This window comes from Paenibacillus sp. 1781tsa1 (genome assembly GCF_024159265.1).
Lineage (GTDB): Bacteria > Bacillota > Bacilli > Paenibacillales > Paenibacillaceae > Paenibacillus.
In genome coordinates this window covers 1,245,555-1,266,385 of sequence record NZ_JAMYWY010000001.1, presented here as the reverse complement: position 1 = coordinate 1,266,385, position 20,831 = coordinate 1,245,555, and the positions used below count along the sequence as shown (strand labels likewise).

Here is a 20,831-nt window from a genome sequence, read left to right as displayed (position 1 = left end):
GAATTAAGATTCTATAATGATCACTAATTGATAATGATAATCAATAACAATGAAATGCGTTGTTGGTACCAAAGGAGTGACCCGTATTCAACATCCGGGACTGCCACATCGTCCGTCTAATTCAAAAAAATCTGCAGTGACCGTTGGGCTGACGTTTTTGTCTGCCGTCGCCATACTGCTGCTAAGTATGTTTGTCGCCATCTCTTTAGGTGCCAAAGGGCTAACGCTGGAAACTGTATGGGCTGCCATATTTCAGTACAACCCGGCTTTGACACCACATCAGATTATTCATGAACTACGGCTGCCTCGTGTCCTTGCCGCGGTTATGATCGGCGCTGCCTTTGCCGTTGCAGGAGCTTTAATGCAAGGTATTACGCGTAATCCGCTGGCAGACACGGGCATTCTGGGCATCAATGCTGGAGCCACTTTTGTCGTAGCACTGAGCTTTGCCTTTTGGCCCGGACTGTCATATGGCTGGATCATGGTTTTATCATTCGTGGGGGCTGTTCTGGGCACACTGCTTATCTTCCTGCTTGGCATGGCAGCACCTGGTGGTCTGAATTCCATCAGACTGACCGTTGCCGGGGCCGTTATTGCAGCCATGTTAACCTCGCTCAGCACAGGCGTTGCCATTTATTTTGACCTGAGTCAGGATCTGGCCTTCTGGTATGCTGGTGGGTTTGGCGGAATTGAATGGCGGCATCTCAAGCTGATTCTTCCCGTGCTGCTCGCCACACTCGTACTGATTATGCCACTCGCCCGGCGTGTATCGCTGATGTCACTCGGTGAAGAAGTAGCGATTAATCTCGGGATCAACCTGCGCTGGACGAGGTTTCTCGCCCTCGCAGCGGTTGTTGTGCTGGCTGGTGTGTCCGTGTCGGCAGTGGGCTCGATTGGATTTGTCGGACTCGTCATCCCCCATATCTCACGCAAACTGGTGGGTGTGGATTATCGACTCATCATTCCGATGTCTTCTCTGCTTGGAGCGATATTACTGGTGCTCGCCGATCTGGGCTCACGCATCGTGAACCCGCCCGAGGAGCTCGCCGTAGGCATTATGGTCGCCTTTGTTGGTGTACCGTTCTTCCTCTATCTGGCCCGTAAAGAAAGGAGGGCCTTGTAGCGATGAATTTCAATACACCTTCACGAGGTACACGTTCGATAGTCGTCAGTATCACGCTGATCTGCATCGCCATTGCCGTTATTGTGATCAGCCTGAACACGGGGACCATTCGCCTCTCCCCAGCGGCTGTGTTACAGACCTTGTTTGGTCATGGCAGTTCGGATGATCAGATTGTACTGTTTGATTACCGACTGCCTCGCATCCTGGTCACGGTACTGGCCGGAGCAGGACTTGGTATTGCCGGAGCAGCCTTGCAAGGGATCACCCGCAATCCATTGGCGGACCCAGGCATATTGGGATTGCATGCAGGGGCAGCATTTGGACTAATGGTGTTTGTTAGTCTCTCCTTTACGATGGATGGCTCTGTGGCCTTGCTGATCCCGTTGTTTGCTTTTGCAGGCAGTGTTGCCGCAGCCCTGATCATCATGCTGTTATCTTATGATCGCCATAACGGCGTATCACCTATTAAGCTGATTCTGGTGGGAATCGCGGTAGCGGCCGGGTTCCATGCGTTGACCCTCTACCTATCCCTGCGTCTGGATGAAGACACCTATTCCTTTGCCGCTCGCTGGCTGGCAGGAAGCGTCTGGGGCCGGGACTGGATTCATGTGCAAGCGTTGCTTCCTTGGGTGGTGCTATGTATCTCGTACATTTGGAGTCGATCCAAAACGCTCGATGCCTTCAATCTTGGAGATGCTGCCGCAACCAGCATTGGGACGCCTGTTCGATCCCAGCGTGTTATTTTGCTGCTCTGTTCCGTAGCCTTGTCTGCCGTTAGTGTATCGATGGCTGGTGGCATTGGCTTTATCGGTCTGGCAGCGCCGCATCTGGCGCGTAGACTTGTCGGTCCGATGCATCGGCATCTGATCCCTGCTGCCGGGCTCATCGGTATGGTTATTCTGGTGACCGCCGACACGATCGGTCGCACTATTTTTCAGCCTAATGCCATTCCGGCAGGCGTGGTTGTTGCTGCGATTGGTGCACCTTACTTTTTGTACCTTTTAGTACGAAGCAAGTGATCTTTTTTTTCAAAAAATAAAACAATAAAGACATCCAAGAGATGTTCAAGGAGAATGTGACTACCCATGTTAAAGAAAAACCTTATGCTTGTCATGAGTATCTGTCTGGTGCTTGTGCTCGCTGCCTGTGGAACGGCCAATAATTCATCATCTGCTTCTAGTGGTTCATCCACGGATACTTCAACCAAGAATCAGGACAACAGTGCAAGTTCAGGAGAGCCACGTATTGCCTCCATGTCGATCCATCTGACCAATGATCTGCTGTCTCTCGGAATTACGCCGGTTGGTTCTGTTATCGGTGGCGAAGCCAAAGGCTTCCTGTCCCATGTTGCTGATCGCCTTCAAAATACAACGCCACTTGGTCCGGTTAAAGACCCGGATATGGAAGCTTTGCTTGCCCTGAAACCCGATGTGATCTATCTGGACGAAGAATTCTCCGGTGATGATATTGCCAAATTCGAAAAAATTGCTCCAGTGCATGTCTTCAATCTGGATGACGGTACATGGCGTGATCATCTGAAAGACATTGGCAAACTCGTGAATCGCGAGAAGGAAGCCGAGCAATACATTCAGGACTACGCGACCGAAACAGAAGAAGTGAAATCTCTGATTCATGACACGATTGGTGATGGTACAGTGATGGCAATCCGTGTTACTGCCAAAGAATTACGTGTGTTCAGTACACGCCGTCCCATGGGTCCCATTTTGTATGAGGATCTCGGTCTGACGCCTGCCAAAGGCATCACAGATATCGATTCGACTAAACCGTATCAAGTCGTCTCCCGTGAAATCTTGCCGGACTATGATGCAGATGCGATCTTTGTGGTTGTGAATTCGGATGATGAAGCCCAAACCATGTTTAAGGAGCTGCAAAACAATCCGATCTGGCAAGGTCTGAAGGCAGTCAAAGCCGGTCATGTCTACCCGATTGGTGCACAACCTTGGCTGGATTACTCATCTATCGGTAATAAAATGGCCATGGATGAAGCCAAAGAAATGTTCTCCAAAAAATAACAAAAAACCTCACTTTGAAAGCGGAACAGCGTTCGTATGAATCATACTTACGCTCTATCCCCTCAAAGCTGAGGTTTTTGTGCTTTGGATCTGCCACCAAGCTGCATTTCATCCTCTTCCACTCTGCGTACTCACACTGTACAGACAACAATCTCAACATCCGTATCAGCAAAAGTTGCCTGGATAATTGGACTGACCTTCTCCCACTTCAGTCTGTCCAACCCGCATCCAATCCGGGGCATCGCCAGTTTCGTAATACCTTCCACCACACATACGTCCCGCATGGATTCTACCGCATTCGTCAACGATTGGTACGTTGGCTTATTGGAGAACTTTGCCTTGGTGACCAGATTGAGCGTCCGTCCTACCGGATAACATCGTCCAATCTCAAGCGGCTCTTGATTGGCCTGCTCTTGAAGATTTTCCAAACCGAATCGCTCGCGGAACTGTACCGCAATGCCCTTGCCCATCCTTGCATCAGCTGATATGCAGTGCGCAAGCGAGTATTCATCCCCCAGTTCAAATAAATCCTGTTGTCTCTCATGAAACTGCATGCCATCTCTCTCCTTTAACTTATTTACACTGACACTACGATGACAGAACAACCTTCCAATCGCTGTTATCCCCAGATTTTTCGATTCCCTTTTCCAAAGGAGAAAATCCGGGGAAAGCATCTGCTTCCGATGTAGCTTTCTTTAGAAAGCTTTTAGGCGAACGCTTCGCTTTTTCAGGTTTTTTCTGTCCTCTCCGTTATCGTGCAAAACAATAGTTCAACATATGTAGATCCCTTTTTAATTTAAGCCTCTGCCAAAAAACGTTGAAACGCCTTTAATGTTCTCTGACCTGCTGATCGATCATATACAGCAAATACAATTCGTTCAAAGGCGTCCTTATAAGCCTCTCCCACTAACACATCATGAAAATACTTCGCCACCACTGCCGGTTCGTTACGGAATACGCCGCAACCGTACGCACCCAGAACAATCGTGCGGTGACCGTTGGAAGCAGCCACGTCCAGAATATAACGAATGCGTCCCTTCATCACCGACTCAATCTGTAGATCATCCGCTTCTCCACGCTCTTTCACCACACCCGCATTTACCGCTGGCGCAGTAATGAATGAGGATACATAATATTTGTCCAGCAGACGGTCTTCATCATCACGGATCACTGGAACATCCGGCGAATAGATCATATAATCCGAATAGAGAGCCGATCGCTGTTTGCGATTGTACTCGTACATTTCATCCATCTGGGCGATGCACGGGTATAGTCCTGTCGCTCGGGCCAGACTCTCTTCCTGTGCCTGACTTCCGCCAAGAAAGCCACCGCCAGGATTTTTCGCCGATGCAAAGTTTAGACAGACCACATCTTCTCTTCCTTCAGCTACCGCCAAACGTGAAGCGGCTCCAAGTGTAGTCTCGCCAGTAACTTCAATACGACCCGGTGAAGCCTCAACTCCAGCGGATGGGGCCGCGGGTTGAATTCCAACGTGAGCTTCTGTACGAAGCTTTTCTCTGAGCGCGGACAATGCTGCTGGACGGTACAACACCGAATTTCGGATGGCTTGCTGCACATCGGTACCGATCCCAACCTTGCGATCATACCCATTTACGTAATGCCCTTCATCCAAAATAGCCAACGTCTGCTGTGCGATATTAGCCCGCATGGAACGTGAATTGGAGCCGGCATTCCCAGTTGATCTACCGAGTTTATTATTGTTGTTATAACGCCCACTGCTATTTTTGTTATTGCTGGTATTATTTTTATCCTGTTGTTGGTCACTCATCTGAATCACTTCCTATATCTTCTCTTAGACGGGTCAGAATCTCACCCAGCCAGTTGGTTCCTCGCCATGTTCTTCTATTGCGAATACGCGGGTCTTCCTCCGCCAGTCCCACACCCCAGATGCGATCATCCGGACTTGCTTCCACAAGGGTCGTTCCACGAGTGGCACGCAGCGCGGTTAACAGTTCTTCATTTTGTGTAAATTTAGCCCAATTCCCCTCGTAAACGATGCGCTGGCACTCAGCTTCCCATAACGTCTGGTCGAAACCTGCGACCTGTCTGCCCAGCTTTTTTTGTACCGAAGCAGAGCTTGCCTTCAGAATCTTGTCTGCGATGGTCTGATCCCCAAACAGCAGTGCTTTCTGGTGCATCATGTATTGCTCCGCACTCGTGTAGCGAACCCCGTTCACGGTAAAATCCGCCGGGTGCCACTGTGAGAACGGCGATGCAGTCCGCCAGAAAAACGTAAACTTTTCCATCCATATCCCCTCTTTACTTGCTCCTCATGTATGCAGTGATCGGGCCCCTGGCCTGAATCACTTCGTACATGTTCTTTGATTCTTACCGTTTCTACGGTGTATGCCTCTCTGGGTTCAATCTGTATAAACGTGATGGTCGATGACCGGCACTGCTCGCATAGTCTCCCGTCTCAATGACCCAATCGGCGATTTTGCGCCGGAAAGCAGCAGCCAGCAGCTTTTTGCCACTGATGATCTCATGTACTTTCTGAAGCGCAGTCAATGTGAACGTCTCTGGCATCAGATTAAATGCAATATCCGTATACTCGATCTTGGACCGCAGACGCTCAAGTGCATAATGAATGATTTTGGCATGATCAAATGCAATCCCCTGAACCTCACCCAACGTCACATGATGGCTCCGCACTTTTCCTTCTATCGTTTCTTTCGTCTCAACAATGGCCGACAACTCTTCTGTTCCATTGGTCAAAATCAATTGCAGCCTGCGTTCTGTCACACGTCCACGCTCATGGATATGGCGCTTCTCTTCCAGAAGACGCTGCTCCACACGAAACCAATTGGCCTCACTGGCATCATCACCGGCCTGAAGCTCCAGCTCGCTGCTATCCACCAGCGCCATATAGGAACAGCTGATGACCCGTGTACGCGGATCTCGCTCCACATCTCCCCAGGTGTACAGTTGCTCCAGATAAATATCATCCAGCCCCGTCTCCGTTAACAATTCCCGCCGAGCAGCATCTTCCAATGATTCCTGCATGGAGACAAATCCGCCCGGTAACGCCCACTGTCCCAGATAGGGATGACCGCCTCGCCGGATCAGCAGTAGCTGGAGTTCGGGTTCCGCGAGCTTGCGATAGTTCTCCTGAGCTTCACTGCGGATCGTAAATACCAACATGTCCACGGTGACGGAAGGACGTTCGTAATCACCCGCATTATACGTTTGCAGAAACTGTTGTTCACTGAGATGTGCCTGATCCTGATGCTCCTGGTAATCGGGAGCATTTCCTCCAGAGGAACCTTCGTTAGTCATACGATATAAACCCCATTCTGTTATTAACGTTTTGTTATTAACAATTAGATAATATCAATTTATCACATCGTTTTATCTCAGGTCAATATTTCCAATCCAAAATAAATGATCTGTATTCACTTGACGATATGTCAAATCAAACTTAAAATTTAGTTAGTCGACTAACTAAATGGTGTGTTCAAAAAGTCTAAAGGATATGAATGGAGCGGATGATATGAACCCAGTCCACAATGAGCGGTTAATGGGACAGCTATCCGAGCTCGTGAAACTGAAACGTTACAAGGTTCATGAGAAACTTGTAAACCATCCCGAGTTATACCCGGGGCAGCCCCCTTTGCTGTTCCAGCTTGAACGGGAGGATGGCCAATCCCAGAAAAATCTGGCCGAACAACTTCAGCGGAGCCCCGCAACAGTAACCGTCATGCTCAAGCGCATGGAAACATCCGGTTATGTGAGACGCGAAGCAGACCCGAAGGATCTGCGAAGTCTGCGGGTATACCTGACCGATCAGGGGCGCTCCGCGCTACAAGAATTGAGGATCGTGATTCAGGAGTTGGAACAACAGGCTCAGAAAGATTTTACACCGGAAGAATCCCGGATCATGTCTCTACTTGCACAGCGTATGCTCCAAAACCTGCGTGAATCCTGAGGTGATGTAAACTTTCGACATCGCTAACAACAACTGGCTTGAAGCAGCTAAAGGTATGATGAAATTGATTCACTTATGCAATTAAAACTGAGGTGATTTCCTATTGTGGACGTTAAAACGATTCTTGACGCCGTATAAGTCAGCGGCAATCATCGCCCCACTGCTCATGGTACTTGAGGTAACCATGGACCTGCTCCAGCCCAAACTGATGTCCAGCATCGTGGATGATGGTGTACTTGCAGGGAATCTGTCCCATATCGTAACTACAGGTCTGATCATGCTGCTTGTTGCGTTAATCGGCTGGGTTGGCGGCGCAGGCTGTACACTCTATTCAAGTAAAGCTGCGGTGGGATACGGCACGGATCTGCGCCAGGAACTGTTTGACCATATTCAGACCTTCTCCTTCCGTAATCTGGATACGTTTCAGGAAGGATCTCTGATCACTCGTCTGACTAGTGATATTACCCAGATGCAGACCTTTGTGCAGATGCTGCTGCGGATGTTTATCCGTTCACCAATGCTGATCATCGGTAGTATCATCATGGCGTTTACGATCAGTGTGAAGCTGGCACTCATTCTTATTCTGACTGTACCGGTACTGTTTATTATTTTATTTATCCTGATAAAAGCATCCTATCCGCTGTTCGCCAGTGTTCAGAGCAAGCTTGATCAGGTCAACGCTGTCCTTCAGGAGAATCTTGCCGGTATCCGTGTCGTCAAGGCGTTTGCACGTGCACGTCTGGAGAAAAAGCGGTTCAAGCAATCCAACGAAGATTACACGACAACCGCTGTCAAAGCCTGGCGTATTGTAACGCTGAATGCACCCGTGCTCAGCTTAATGCTCAACGCTACCATTGTAGCGGTACTGTGGTATGGAGGTTTCCAGGTAGTAGGAGGCGATATTGCTGCCGGAGATCTGATTGCTTTTATCAACTATGTCACGGTTGTCCTCTCGTCCCTCACGTCGATCGGCATGATGATGATGAGCTTCTCCCGCGCCAAGGTATCTGCCGCCCGGATCAACGAGGTGTTACATACACAGCCGGATATTCAATCAGGAAGCGATAACTCCAGGAATGTACAGTCACCCCCGTCTACCCGTGACCACCAGAGATCATACCAACCATCTCCTGTCGTGTCGCGCACAGCTGGTCAAGTGGAGTTCAGGGACGTGTCTTTCCGTTATGACGGAGACCATGCACTCTCTGGCATTAACCTAATCGCTCGCCCGGGTGAGAAAGTGGCCCTGATCGGTTCCACAGGTTCAGGCAAAACATCGCTGGTGCAGCTGATTCCCCGTCTGTATGATGCTTCGCAGGGTGAAGTGCTCGTGAATGGAGTGAACGTACGCAACTGGGATCTTCAGGATCTTCGCAGCCGTGTGTCCATTGTGCTCCAGGAATCCATTCTGTTCAGCGGCAGCATCCGGGATAACATATGCTTCGGCCGACCCGGTGCAACGGATGCTGAATTGCGTGCTGCGGCACAGGCTGCGGCTGCGGATGATTTTATTATGAAACTGAAAGACGGGTATGACACGGAACTGGGCCAGCGCGGGGTCAATCTGTCCGGTGGGCAGAAACAACGTATATCCATTGCACGTGCCCTGCTCATGCGACCGGAAGTGCTGATTCTGGATGATAGCACCAGTGCTGTGGATCTGCGTACAGAAGCAAGTATTCAGAAGGCTTTACAGTCCTTAATGAAAGACAGCACCAGCTTTTTGATTGCACAGCGGATCTCCTCCGTGAAGGATGCAGACTGTATATATGTTATCGATGAAGGACAGATCGTTGCCAGGGGCACACATGATGATCTTATGGCTCATTCATCTCACTACCAATCGATCTATTATTCGCAGCAACGGAAGGAGGATGTTCAATTTGGCTAAACCTGCCTCTTCCTCCATACAACAAACGGTCGTGCCTCCCATCGGAAGACCCGGACCTGCGGGCAGAGGACCTGTTCCCAAAGTCAGAGCCAAAAATGCTCGCCACGCCCTAATCCGGGTATGGTCATACATGGGACGTCATCGCAAAGGAGTCATTGCTGCATTAGTGCTGACGGCTCTTGGAACACTGCTCAATCTGGCAGGACCTTACCTTCTCGGCCGCGCCGTTAACGAACATATCGTTCCCAAAGTAACAGCGGGTTTGCTGAAAGAATGTCTCCTCTTGCTGAGTGTTTATGTCCTTGGCTCACTCCTGATGTGGGCTCAATCCTATGTCATGATTGGTGTGTCCCAACTGACCGTTAAAGATCTGCGTCATGCGTTGTTCTCCCGACTGCAAGAGCTGCCTGTTAGCTTTTTTGATAAAAATCAAAGCGGGGATCTGATGAGCCGGGCCACCAATGATATCGATAACGTATCTACAACGCTGAATCAAAGCGTAACCCAATTGATGTCCAGCGCCATCCTGCTCGTTGGCTCTTTGTCCATTATGTTTGCACTCGATGTTCGGCTTACCCTGCTCAGTCTGGTGACCGTACCCTTGATTACCATCGCCACTCGCCTAATCGCGTCAAGAACACGCAAACACTTCACCGCTCAGCAGAAATTACTTGGTGAGCTTAACGGGTTTGCTCAGGAAACCATTGCTGGACAGAAAGTCGTAGCGGCTTATAACCGTCAGGATCAGGCACATCAACATTTCAAGAACCTGAACGAGAAACTTCGCACATCCAGCACCCAGGCCCAGACTGTTTCGGGTTTGGTTGGACCTACGATGAACGTGATGAACAATATTGGTTTTGCCATACTGGCTTCTGTAGGTGGATGGATGGCTTATCATAATCTGACATCCATCGGACTAATCGTCAGTTTTCTCGCATACTCCCGCCAGATTGAGCGGCCGCTGAACGATCTGGCCAATCAGTACAATCTGATTCAGGCTGCAATTGCTGGTGCTGAACGTGTGTTTCACATCATGGATACGCCTGGCGAATATGTGGAGGAACAGAAGAAACAACTGGATCAGATTCAAGGTAAAGTTGTATTTGAGGATGTGTCCTTCGGGTACAGTGCGGAGCGAGACATTCTGAAGAAGGTCAGTTTTACTGCAAAACCTGGCGAGATGATTGCACTTGTTGGACCCACCGGTGCAGGCAAAACGACCATTATCAATCTGTTACCCCGTTTCTACGAGATTACAGGCGGACGGATTACCATCGATGGATGTGACATCTCAGAACTGGAGAAGGATCAACTCCGTCGGCAACTCGGCATTGTACTTCAGGATGCCTACCTGTTCTCGGGTACCATTCGCGACAATCTCGCCTATGGCAAGCCGGACGCAACCGATGAACAGATCAGGCAAGCAGCTATGCTTGCGAATGCACACTCATTCATCCGCAAACTGTCGCAGGGCTACGACACCCCCATCATTTCCGGGGGAAGCAATCTGAGCCAGGGACAACGACAGTTGTTGACCATTGCCCGGGCAATTCTGGCTGATCCGGCCATTCTTATTCTGGATGAGGCAACGAGCAGCATCGATACGCGTACAGAGATGCAGATCCAGGAAGCGATGCGCACATTAATGAAAGATCGTACCAGCTTTGTCATCGCCCACAGACTGAGCACGATTCGTGAAGCGGATCAGATTCTCGTCATTGATGATGGACAGATCGCCGAACGGGGAAGCCATGATGAGCTGATGCAGCAACAAGGATTCTACTATCAGTTACATCAGGGACAGTTGAATAAGTCGAACTAAAACGTGTCTGCGAAGCTACTGCATGCCCAAGCGGATCTTAGCCCGTTCGGAGCATGCAAGTTCGCTGTATCCTGAACGCTGAATGTGCGAGGTCATTTCCTTTGTATGCGAACAAGCGATTAATACGCTACGAGAGCGGATTTTCTCCATTCCACATGAAAAACTCCACTTCGCACCAAACGGGATTGGAGGAATCTCCCGCTTGGTATGGGCCGGAGGAATTTTCCCGCTTGGGGCGGACCGGAGGAGTCTTCCCGCTTGGGGCGGGCCGGAGGAATCTTCCTGCTCGCAGTTGAGCAGAGTATGGGGCGAGCTCTAACGAATCTGAGGCGTCTTATTCAAGCTTTTGAAGCTCCTTCAGAAATCTAAGGAACCAGAGCCACGTTATATCCGAGTAAACAGCCGTTTTCAGCGTTTTTTTCATGTTTTTTTAGGAAATAACGTTTCTGAAGTTTCTTACAAATTAAAGTAAGGACCTAAGGGCCAAATAAGACGTCCTCTGTTCCTTAGAAAATCGACTCCCCCTTCGCCCGGGTCAGCTGGCTTAAACTTCAGACTTTTTAGACGCTGACATCCAGCATCATATCGCTTGCTTTATTTTGATTCACACTCCTAGATAGCTGAAATAAACTGAATCGATGTGGATTCTGCACGTTAGTTTAATCGAAATACTAAACGCCGCACGGGTTTCTTCAGGACCCATGCGGCGTTTTTTTGTTTTGATTAATGACTATTTTGCTGCTGCCCCTGAGTCTGTAATACGCGTTACAGCTCCATGGGCAGATGAAGCGTGAAGGTGGAACCAACCCCCATTTCGCTATGGACGGTAATTTTACCATTGTGATCTTGAACGATTTTCTGGCAGAGTGCAAGCCCCAGTCCCGTACCTTCTTCTTTGGTTGTATAAAAGGGGTTAAAGATTGTGGATAGCGAATTTTCCGGAATGCCGCTACCTGTATCTGTAATGGAGATGAGTACGGCGTCTCCGTCCTGCAACAGATCCATATGAACCTCACCGGGGTCTGTCATCGCTTCAAAAGCGTTACGAATCAGATTAATCAATACCTGCACAATCTTATCCCGATCCATGTTGATCACGACTGGTTCATTAGTCATTTCAAGCGTAATTCGATGCCCACGGGATGCCGCATCTGACTCGGTCAAAGACATCACCCGCTCAAGGCAGTGGCCCAATTGTTCCGGCTTCATGTGATTGGCATGTGGTTTGGAAAACTGTAAAAATTCAGCCGTCAGATCGGTCACTCTCGTCACCTCACCCATAATCACTTCATACCATGGCGCTATATTAAACGCTTGTCCACGTGACAGCTGCAGGAATCCCCGAATTGCGGTAAGCGGGTTTCGAATTTCATGAGCCATTCCCGCGGCCAGTTCACCTACGGCCCTTAGTCTTTCGGAACGAAATACTTCTTCTTCATTTTTCAGCCATTTGCTGCGCTGTTGTTGAAGCAGTCTATCCTCTGCCACCGTCATAAAGTGCTGCAACGAATCCGACATTTCCGGGTACAGAGAGATACTGTAGCTTACCTGGAGTCCTTGCAGCTGAACGGATAGCAAAGACGACATTCGTTCTTCCACATCCTGTATCTCCGGCAAAACGACCGCAAATCGGTCTCCTGCATACCGGGATATGCCATAGGCCTCGGAGAAATGATTGCTAATCATCTGGCCTGTACCTGTGATTACCGTACACCAAGGATCTTCTGAAGCTTTTTTAAAACCGCTAAAGTTATTAACGTTCAAAAGGATAAGCAAAAAAGAGCGTTGTTCTTCTACTGTCTTATTTAGCACCTCCATGTAACCTTCGTAATTCAGCAGTCCGGTAAGCGGATCATGGAGGGTGAGGAACCGATTTTTTTCCCGAAGTCTGCGCTTCTCGGTCTCACTGTTAATCAAAGTATGATATAAAAATATGATGACAACCGAGGTTAACAAATCAAACAGGGATACCAGCAATGTGTACGCATCTATAGGCACATAGGAAAGGCGAATCAACGTATATTCCAACATAAACAGCAGTGAAATGGGCAAGGTCTGCGCTACACGCTGTTTACCCTGGATCATGGAAAGGATGAGCATATAATACAACATGTTGCACCAGTTCAGCTCACTGAAATAATGGAATATTCCAAGAAAAATCCATTGGAACTTTCGCAGTACAGGATATCTTCTCTCCCCATAAATACTTGCTACCAATAAAATCCCCGAAAGCAACATGATTGCCAAATGAGGGGTGAGCCTTAGAACATAAGAGGACAGAATGACAAGCAAACAGCCCAGTGGGAAAATTACCATTTTCATCGTGTAACTTAGCAAATAGCCTCGCCCCCTTTGACATAAAACTCACATCAAACAACTTATGTACATGTATTATATCGATTATGATTAGCTGATGTTGTCGATTAATGGAGGCTGGTCAAATTCGCATGAATGTATAAGTTATGAAGGCAATAGGACATATGATGTAATTGTAATCGTCAAAAGTGAAACAATTCCTCTACGTATGGTCATTATTGTGTTACAATACATTAATGGATTAATTTAGGTTAAATTCTTGGTTATGGAGGATATCACATGACAACACAACGCAAACCACTGGGCTTCGGGACGCTGTCTCTGCTCGTACTGACGATGGGCCTTGCCTTTAACTTTCCATGGGGCAAAGCCAATTTTATGATCAGTCATTACCTTTTCAACTTAATAAACATGCCTATTTATAGCAATGGAACTCAAGGACTTCACATTCCATTTGTAGTAGCAGCCCTCTTCTGGATTCCAGCCTTCCTGATCGCCAAAAAATATCGTGCGCATTTCGGTACCCGGCTATCTTATAACGTCGCCGGATTTATGTTGCTTTTGTGCATGATAGGGCCATTTATCCCCGTTATCGATTGGATGGTCAATGGTTAAACACTTAAAGCCAGCTCTCTATATTACGAGGGCTGGCTTCTTTGCTGCTTTTTCCATATAAGATGAACAAATTGTTTACACGATAACGTAGAGGACAGAAATAACCTGAAGAAGCGGAGCTAAAAGCTTTCTGAAAGAAAGCTACATCGGAAGCATACACCTCGCCTTTATCCCCGGATTTTCACTTCTTTAGAAGGGAATCAAAAAATCCGGGGATAACAGCGATCAGAAGGTTGTTCTGTCATCAGAGTGACTGGTGTAACCTCTTGAGGCTCATCTTATTTTTTCGCCATATACTTACGGATGTCAAAAGCCACCGCAGCAACAATGATCAATCCTTTGATAATCAACTGCCAATACGGACTTACACCGATAAATGTCAGACCGTAGTTAATGACCCCGAAGATCAGCACACCCGCCATAACTCCAGGTACCGTTCCAATACCACCCGCTGTCGATACGCCGCCTACCACACATGCGGCAATCGCATCCAACTCATACATATTACCGTAATTGTTTGTTGCTCCACCCGTTCGGGCTGCCTCAAGCACACCACCCAGGCCATACAACGCACCCGCAATGGCATACAGCGCAACCAGATTGCGTGCTACATGAATTCCGGATACATGCGCTGCCTGAATGTTGCCACCGATGGCATACATGTTTTTGCCGAGACGTGTTTTGTTAAAGATCACCCAGCAGATTAAGGCCACCGCAATAGCAATCAGGACAATATACGGGATGGAATAACCCCCGCCCAGATCAATGTATCCAGAGCCAATGACGGTAAAATCGGGTCTCAATCCTCCGATCGGCTGTGACTGATTGGGTTCCGTATCGAAATAAATGGAGTTCAGTCCATACACGGCAACCATTGTACCCAGCGTTGCAATAAAAGGAGGCACATGTAATTTGGCTACAATAAGTCCATTGACCAATCCCACAAATAAACCCGCAGTAATCCCGACAAGGATCGGCAGACCCACCCATAAGTGGGGCAGATCAGGGAAGAAGCGGTTCGCATACTCATCAATTTGCAGCATCGAAGCCGATACAACAGCCGTCAGCCCGACCACCCTTCCAGCGGACAGATCGACCCCACCCGTGACGAGGATAAAGGCTGCACCGAGTGCAATAATGGCCCGTGTGGAGGATTGCTGTAAGATGTCCCGCAGTGTAGAGAAGGCAAGAAAATTCGGATCGGCAATAGCTATACCAATGATGAGCAGAATCAATACGATAAAGATGGCGCGTTGTGTTACATAATTTTTCACTTGATTGATCATCTGTGTGTTCATCTGTTTCCCTCCTGACTAAGCCATCCGCTGCTGCGCGGCCAGCCTCATAATATCCTGCTCTGTTGCCTCGGCTCCGTCCACGATTCCGGTTAAACGCCCTTCGCTCATCACCATAATGCGATCCGACATACCGAGCAGTTCGGGCATCTCCGAACTAATCATGATAATGCTTTTGCCCTGACGAGCCAGTTCCGTAATAATGGTGTAAATCTCGAACTTGGCCCCTACATCGATTCCACGTGTTGGTTCATCCAGCAACAGAATCTCCGGATCGGTCAGCAACCAGCGGGCCAGCAGAACTTTCTGTTGATTACCGCCAGACAGGTTTCGAATCAGCGTGTTAACTGAAGGCGTTTTGGTTCTGAACTTCTGCGTCTGTTCCCGTGCTTCTTCCCGTCCCTTTTTCTCATCCAGCAAGCCCACGCGATTTTGGTAGCGCCCCAGACTGGCAATGATCGTGTTCTCATACACCGACAATACTGGGAATATCCCTGTAACTCTTCGTTCTTCCGTGAGCAACGCAATATTATGACGCTTCGCTGCTGCGGGGGAGTTAATCTTCACCTTGTGCCCATGAATCGAAATCGTACCTGAAGCGAGTCCGCGTAGCCCGAACAAGGACTCCATCAGTTCTGTCCGCTGTGCTCCAACGAGGCCACCAATGCCGAGCACTTCACCTTTTCGCAGCTCAAAGGATACATCACGAAATGATTTGGACTGGTTGGATGTCAGACCCTCGGCCTTTAATATCACTTTACCAGGTACGTTGGTGCGTTCCGGGAAACGTTCATCCAGATCACGACCCACCATGCGCGTAATAATCAGATCGGTCGTTAAATCCGCAGCATCCCAAGTCCCGACAACGAAGCCATCACGCATGATCGTCACTTCATCCGAGATCGTCAGGATCTCCTCCATCTTGTGGGAAATGTAGATTATGGACACGCCGCGACTGCGCAGTTCATTAATAATGGCGAAGAGCTGATCCACTTCCTTGCCCGTCAGGGAGGAGGTGGGTTCATCCATGACAATAACTTTGGAATTGAACGAGACCGCCTTGGCGATTTCCATCGATTGAATCTTGGAAACAGATAGTGTTCCAGCTTGAGCCTTCGGATCAATATCCAGGTTCAAGTCCTTGAACAGAGCCAGTGTATCGGTATACATCCGTTTCTCGTCCACCAGTATTCCCCTCATTGGAAAACGACCCAGCCAGATATTCTCCATCACCGGACGATGCGGGACCGGATTCAGCTCCTGATGAATCATGGATATGCCTTGCTGAAGTGCCGCTTTGGAATTCGGAATATCTACATCCTTTCCTTCGATGCGTATCGTTCCTTCATCCGGGTGATACATGCCGAACAGACATTTCATAAGTGTGGATTTGCCCGCTCCATTCTCTCCCATCAAGGCGTGAACCGTTCCCGGCTTCACTTTCAATGTGACCTGACTTAGTGCCTGCACACCTGGAAATGCTTTCGAAACTCCATTCATCTCCAGCAAGTAAGGTGACTCCATCTTGGTTCCTCCCTTCCATATGACCGGCAAAAAAGGGACGCTACCCGAATGTCGGACGTCCCTGTCTCGTGCTGTTATTGGGCGTCGGCAATGTTGTCTTTGGTAATCTTTTTGTATGCAATCCAGACGTATTTACCATCGGTAATATCGTATTTGGTATTTTCCTTCGTTGGAGTTTCACCTTTGGCTAGTACGGAAGCCAGTGCCACCGTAGCTGCACCCTGATTCTTGGCATCATTGAGCACCGTGCCTAGCATCGTTCCATCCTGTAGAGCCTGAATGGCTGGAGCTGTTGCATCCACACCTACAACCGGCATCGATTTGCCATCCTTGAAGTAACCGGCTGCTTTCAATGCCTCAATGGCTCCCAGGGCCATGTCATCATTGTTTGCGAGAACGGCTTCAATCTTGTCGCCATGGGATGCCAGGAACGCCTGCATTTTCTCCTGCCCCTTCACGCGGTCCCACATCGCCGTGTCTTCCGCCAGCGCTTCCACTTCAATACCGGCATCCTGGATCGCCTGAACCGAATATTTGGTCCGAAGCTCTGCATCCTGGTGACCCGGTTCCCCTTTCAGCATGACGTATTGCAGCTTGCCATCGCCGTTTTTGTCTGCTTCCGGATGTGCTTTCCAGTAATCCACAATCAGCTGTCCAGAGATCGTACCGGACTCCTCTGCTTTTGCTCCTACGTAGTACACCTTATCCCACTTGTTCATATCTTCAGCTACGGGCTCACGGTTAAGGAATACCACTGGAATGTTCGCTGCCTTGGCCTTGTCAATGATGACACCTGCCGCCGTCCGGTCCACCGGATTCACGGCCATGGCATTGTATTTCTTGGACACAAACAGATCAACCTTTTCGTTCTGGGTTGGCTGTGCATTCTGGCTATCCACGATATCCAGAGTCGCAATGCCTTCCGCTGCTGCGGTCATCGCATTACGCACACCCGTCATGAAAGTATCATCGAATTTGTAGATAGCGACACCAATCTTGGGCGTTTCCGTACCGGCTGCTGTTTGGCCTCCTGTATCTGTTCCCGTACTTCCACCCGCGCTGTCTCCACCGCTGCTACACCCCGCCGCCACAACCATACATGCTGTAATCAACAGTGTCATCCATGTTTTCTTCATATCCTAATGACCTCCCCCAAGTTCATTCGGCTTCACCGATATCTTTATTATGAAAGGGTTTACATTAAATTCGAATACAATATCTTCACCTGTTCTATCGAAATCTTCCTCAAGTTAAAAAACGGCTTAATTTCTTCATCCACCATTCGTTCCAGCATGCGTTCATTGTACAAAAGGAAACAACAGCTTCTGGTTATCCATCCAGAACATATTGTCTGTACTAACCAGCTTCGTCTCAAGTAGAACTCTCGCTTGCACCTGTTGATTGTTCAGCCGCGCAACGGCTTGATTCAATCCCAGATAACCTGCGCTATATCCATTCTGAACGATAAGATGATCAAAGACCCCTTCTTGCAATTGCTCCAGTTGCTGTTGTTCACTGCCGAATCCAACAATCCTTACCTTGTCCGCCGATTTGCGTCGATTCAGTTCATCGGCTGCTCCCAGAGAAGCCGGTTCCTGAAGAGTAATGAAGCCATCCAACTTCTGCTGATCCAGCAATTGCTTCGCAGTCTGCCAACATCCATCCCGTGTATTACATATCGATTTGGTTTCCACTTGAATATTAGGATACTGCACCAGGACTTCCATAACCCCCTGCTCTCTCTGAATCAGACCGGAATTAACGGGATCTGGACCCAATAAAGCAACACGCCCTCGCCCTTCCAACAGCTCTGCCATGGCCTGACCCGCCTGTCTGCCTGCCTCGACATTATCCATGGAGATGATACTGGTTATGCCTTTCACGGGAAATTCATCGTTAAGCACAATGACAGGAACGATGATTCCATCGGAATTCGATGTCTGTGCCTCCTGAATGATATCGCTAAGTGCCTTCTCACTCAGGGGATCAACCATTAGAGCCGATGCACCCTGCTTCAGAGCCAATGCGGCGGCATCCACCTGTGCCTGCTCTCGCACACTGCGAGACAACGTTTGGCTGTTCGGATTTGCCTGTTTGACCTTCATCTGACTACCCACGGAATCCGGAATGGTAGGCGTGTACACATGACCATCGGAAGGGTATGCTTCCACGGTCATCAGCTCTGCCCCACTCTCTTTGGCAGCCGCTTCGGCACCAAGCCGGATGGCTTCCGCAAGTTCGCCAGTTCCAGCTGGTGTAATCAGCGCAATACGTGATGGTAATACCCTAGCCTCCGGACTCGAAAGGCCACAGGCACTGCTTATAAGCAGACAGAAGCTTGCAACTGTCAGAGTTAATAACCGATGTTTCCGAATTCCAGGGAAGTTTGCAGCAATTTTTTTCCAAAATGTACGTACACTCAATCCTTTACCTTCATAGGTATCGTTCCTATTAAATTGGTTGTCTGTCATCAGGCTCGCCCTCCTTCTGCTGCGATTGAATGGGGATCCGAACCCAGACCGTGGTGCCTTCTTCCAGCTCACTTGCAAACTCAAGACCGTAGCCCTCCCCATAATAAAGCCGGATTCGGTCATGTACATTGCGTACCGCTACGCCTGAGCCTGCACCGCTTTTGACCACAGGACGGCCACTTAATAATCCCGACATCTGTTCTTCCGTCATACCAACCCCATTATCTGTAATCCGAAACACCAGCTTGTTGTGCTCCCGATAAACATCGACCTCAATACTTCCTTCGTCCATGTGGTACTCGATGCCATGTACAATGGCGTTCTCAATCAGGGGTTGAAGCACCAGCTTTAATGTCAGGCATTCCAGGAGCGTCTCATCTGCCTTGATGTTAAAGTTGAATTTGCGCTTGAATCTCATCTGTTGAATCGTCAAATAATGCTGCGCATGCTCCAGCTCTTCCCTGATCGTGATAATCGTTTTACCTTGACTGAGACTGATGCGGAACAGGCGCGAAAGAGACGTGATCATCGTGATCACTTCCTCATTGCGGCTCATGCCTACCATGCGCACCACGGAATTCAGCGTATTATACAAAAAATGCGGGTTGATCTGCGCCTGCAAGGCTTCCAGCTCCAGACGACGCTTCTGTTCCTGTTCATGGATGATCTCATCCATCAGGGTTCGGATTTTGTTGACCATCAGGTTGAAGCGACGGGATAGACGTTCCACTTCAAGCGGCCCAGTCGTAGGCAACTCCACGTTGAAATCCCCGCGTTCCACAGCCTTCATCTTACGTTCCATTCGCCGGATCGGACGAGTCAGACTGGAGGAAAGAAACAGCGATACGAGAATGACCAGCACCAGCACAACGATCAATACACGAATGAGATATCCATTGACCTCCTGGCGCGTTGTCATAATCTCATCCAAATAGGCAACACCGACGATTTTCCACCCGATATTGGCAACGGACTTTACGGTATTCAGCCTTTTCTGTCCATCTGCCTCATCTTCATAACTGCCGGAAGCCACCAAAGCCTGTTCGATATTCTCGCTTTTGAGTCCCATATACATCAATTGCTGCTGCGGATGGTACACGATATTGCCCGCGCTCTCATCAATGATATAGACGTATCCCCGTTGCCCCAGACTGACCCGACGGCTCAGTTCATCCATCTGTTTGAAATTGATATCGACCAGCAAGATAACCTGTCGATCCTGACCATTTTTCCGTATCGTTATGCCTTTGCTCATGGAAACGACCCATTTATATGGGCCTGTGTACATGTTCTGAATATGAGGTAACGAGAAACTCAGGTGATCCGGCACACGAAGCGCAGACTGAAACCACCCTTGCTGTGTCACATGGGCACTCGGTTTTAGTTCAGCTGTAGGTCGGTTCTTGAGCAATTTCCCCGTGGAATCGAGCAGAGTAATCGAGATGATATCTTCACGACTGCTGAGCAGTGTGTCGAGCTGTTTGTCCACCAGTTCCCCTTCCCATGTCCCGTCACGCAGCATATGTTCCTCAATGGCACGGTACAGATGAGACATACTGCGCACGTAATCCTCCAGGTTATAACTGACCTGATCCACAATCTGTCTCGTCGTCAGTTCCGCACTTCGCTCGGCAGCCTGCGTGAATTTGTCATGCAGAAGCATTGCCATGATGGTCAGCACCAGAACGATGAAGACGGAGAAAGACCACGTAATAATAAACCGGATACTGCTGACCCTGGACGAACGTAGACGAGTGCGCGCATGAACTCCCATGGATTTCACCCATCCGGC

General features: G+C 48.9%; 17 protein-coding genes. 7 read left to right on the top strand and 10 right to left on the bottom strand.

Going from position 1 to position 20,831, the window contains the following annotated elements:
- Window positions 1–49: 49 nt before the first annotated feature.
- The 3 genes from NKT06_RS05550 (at window position 50) to NKT06_RS05540 (ending at window position 3,156) form a co-directional block, all read left to right on the top strand.
- Window positions 50–1,123 carry a FecCD family ABC transporter permease gene (locus tag NKT06_RS05550; protein WP_301289862.1) on the top strand — a complete coding sequence of 358 codons (1,074 nt, stop codon included), beginning with the start codon at window positions 50–52 and terminating at the stop codon, window positions 1,121–1,123.
- 2 nt (window positions 1,124–1,125) lie between these two features.
- Window positions 1,126–2,142, top strand: coding sequence for a FecCD family ABC transporter permease (locus tag NKT06_RS05545; protein ID WP_253431040.1), 1,017 nt, complete (start codon window positions 1,126–1,128; stop codon window positions 2,140–2,142).
- Between the two features lie 66 nt (window positions 2,143–2,208).
- The gene (locus tag NKT06_RS05540) at window positions 2,209–3,156 is read left to right on the top strand and encodes an iron-hydroxamate ABC transporter substrate-binding protein (RefSeq protein WP_253431037.1); all 948 of its coding nucleotides are present in this window, start codon (window positions 2,209–2,211) and stop codon (window positions 3,154–3,156) included.
- A gap of 131 nt (window positions 3,157–3,287) precedes the next feature.
- Here NKT06_RS05540 and NKT06_RS05535 read toward each other — a convergent pair whose 3' ends face one another.
- The 4 genes from NKT06_RS05535 to NKT06_RS05520 form a co-directional block, all read right to left on the bottom strand.
- Window positions 3,288–3,710 carry a macro domain-containing protein gene (locus NKT06_RS05535; protein WP_253431034.1) on the bottom strand — a complete coding sequence of 141 codons (423 nt, stop codon included), beginning with the start codon at window positions 3,708–3,710 and terminating at the stop codon, window positions 3,288–3,290.
- Window positions 3,711–3,952: 242 nt separating this feature from the next.
- Window positions 3,953–4,825, bottom strand: coding sequence for a TIGR02452 family protein (locus NKT06_RS05530; protein WP_253442402.1), 873 nt, complete (start codon window positions 4,823–4,825; stop codon window positions 3,953–3,955).
- Between the two features lie 112 nt (window positions 4,826–4,937).
- Window positions 4,938–5,423 carry a riboflavin biosynthesis intermediates N-glycosidase gene (locus tag NKT06_RS05525; protein WP_253431031.1) on the bottom strand — a complete coding sequence of 162 codons (486 nt, stop codon included), beginning with the start codon at window positions 5,421–5,423 and terminating at the stop codon, window positions 4,938–4,940.
- Between the two features lie 91 nt (window positions 5,424–5,514).
- Entirely contained in the window at window positions 5,515–6,453 is a 939-nt protein-coding gene (locus NKT06_RS05520) for an NUDIX domain-containing protein (protein ID WP_253431029.1), read from the bottom strand.
- Between the two features lie 214 nt (window positions 6,454–6,667).
- Here NKT06_RS05520 and NKT06_RS05515 point away from each other — a divergent pair, with 214 nt between their 5' ends.
- The 3 genes from NKT06_RS05515 (at window position 6,668) to NKT06_RS05505 (ending at window position 10,818) form a co-directional block, all read left to right on the top strand.
- Window positions 6,668–7,102, top strand: a complete 435-nt coding sequence (locus NKT06_RS05515; protein WP_253431026.1) for a MarR family winged helix-turn-helix transcriptional regulator — start codon at window positions 6,668–6,670, stop codon at window positions 7,100–7,102.
- Between the two features lie 103 nt (window positions 7,103–7,205).
- The gene (locus tag NKT06_RS05510; protein ID WP_253431024.1) at window positions 7,206–8,993 is read left to right on the top strand and encodes an ABC transporter ATP-binding protein; all 1,788 of its coding nucleotides are present in this window, start codon (window positions 7,206–7,208) and stop codon (window positions 8,991–8,993) included.
- Window positions 8,986–10,818, top strand: a complete 1,833-nt coding sequence (locus NKT06_RS05505; protein ID WP_253431022.1) for an ABC transporter ATP-binding protein — start codon at window positions 8,986–8,988, stop codon at window positions 10,816–10,818. The genes NKT06_RS05510 and NKT06_RS05505 overlap by 8 nt, the downstream gene beginning before the upstream one ends.
- Before the next feature lie 765 nt (window positions 10,819–11,583).
- On the opposite strand, the gene NKT06_RS05500 is transcribed toward NKT06_RS05505, so the two are convergent.
- Window positions 11,584–13,155 carry an ATP-binding protein gene (locus NKT06_RS05500; RefSeq protein ID WP_253431019.1) on the bottom strand — a complete coding sequence of 524 codons (1,572 nt, stop codon included), beginning with the start codon at window positions 13,153–13,155 and terminating at the stop codon, window positions 11,584–11,586.
- A 258-nt stretch (window positions 13,156–13,413) separates the two neighbouring features.
- Between NKT06_RS05500 and NKT06_RS05495 the strand changes: the two genes are divergently transcribed.
- A complete protein-coding gene (locus NKT06_RS05495) occupies window positions 13,414–13,749 on the top strand; it encodes a hypothetical protein (protein WP_253431016.1) in 336 nt (111 codons plus the stop codon).
- A 278-nt stretch (window positions 13,750–14,027) separates the two neighbouring features.
- On the opposite strand, the gene mglC is transcribed toward NKT06_RS05495, so the two are convergent.
- From mglC to NKT06_RS05470, 5 genes are all read right to left on the bottom strand, one after another.
- Window positions 14,028–15,047: a galactose/methyl galactoside ABC transporter permease MglC gene (gene mglC / locus NKT06_RS05490; protein ID WP_222215963.1), complete on the bottom strand. Its 1,020-nt coding sequence runs from the start codon at window positions 15,045–15,047 to the stop codon at window positions 14,028–14,030.
- 15 nt (window positions 15,048–15,062) lie between these two features.
- Window positions 15,063–16,568, bottom strand: coding sequence for a sugar ABC transporter ATP-binding protein (locus NKT06_RS05485; RefSeq protein WP_253431013.1), 1,506 nt, complete (start codon window positions 16,566–16,568; stop codon window positions 15,063–15,065).
- Between the two features lie 74 nt (window positions 16,569–16,642).
- Window positions 16,643–17,704, bottom strand: coding sequence for a galactose ABC transporter substrate-binding protein (locus NKT06_RS05480; protein ID WP_036672480.1), 1,062 nt, complete (start codon window positions 17,702–17,704; stop codon window positions 16,643–16,645).
- 162 nt (window positions 17,705–17,866) lie between these two features.
- Window positions 17,867–19,039, bottom strand: coding sequence for a substrate-binding domain-containing protein (locus tag NKT06_RS05475; protein ID WP_253431010.1), 1,173 nt, complete (start codon window positions 19,037–19,039; stop codon window positions 17,867–17,869).
- Window positions 19,020–20,813: a cache domain-containing sensor histidine kinase gene (locus NKT06_RS05470; RefSeq protein WP_253442401.1), complete on the bottom strand. Its 1,794-nt coding sequence runs from the start codon at window positions 20,811–20,813 to the stop codon at window positions 19,020–19,022. Before NKT06_RS05470 ends, NKT06_RS05475 begins: the two co-directional genes overlap by 20 nt.
- Between the last annotated feature and the right edge of the window lie 18 nt (window positions 20,814–20,831).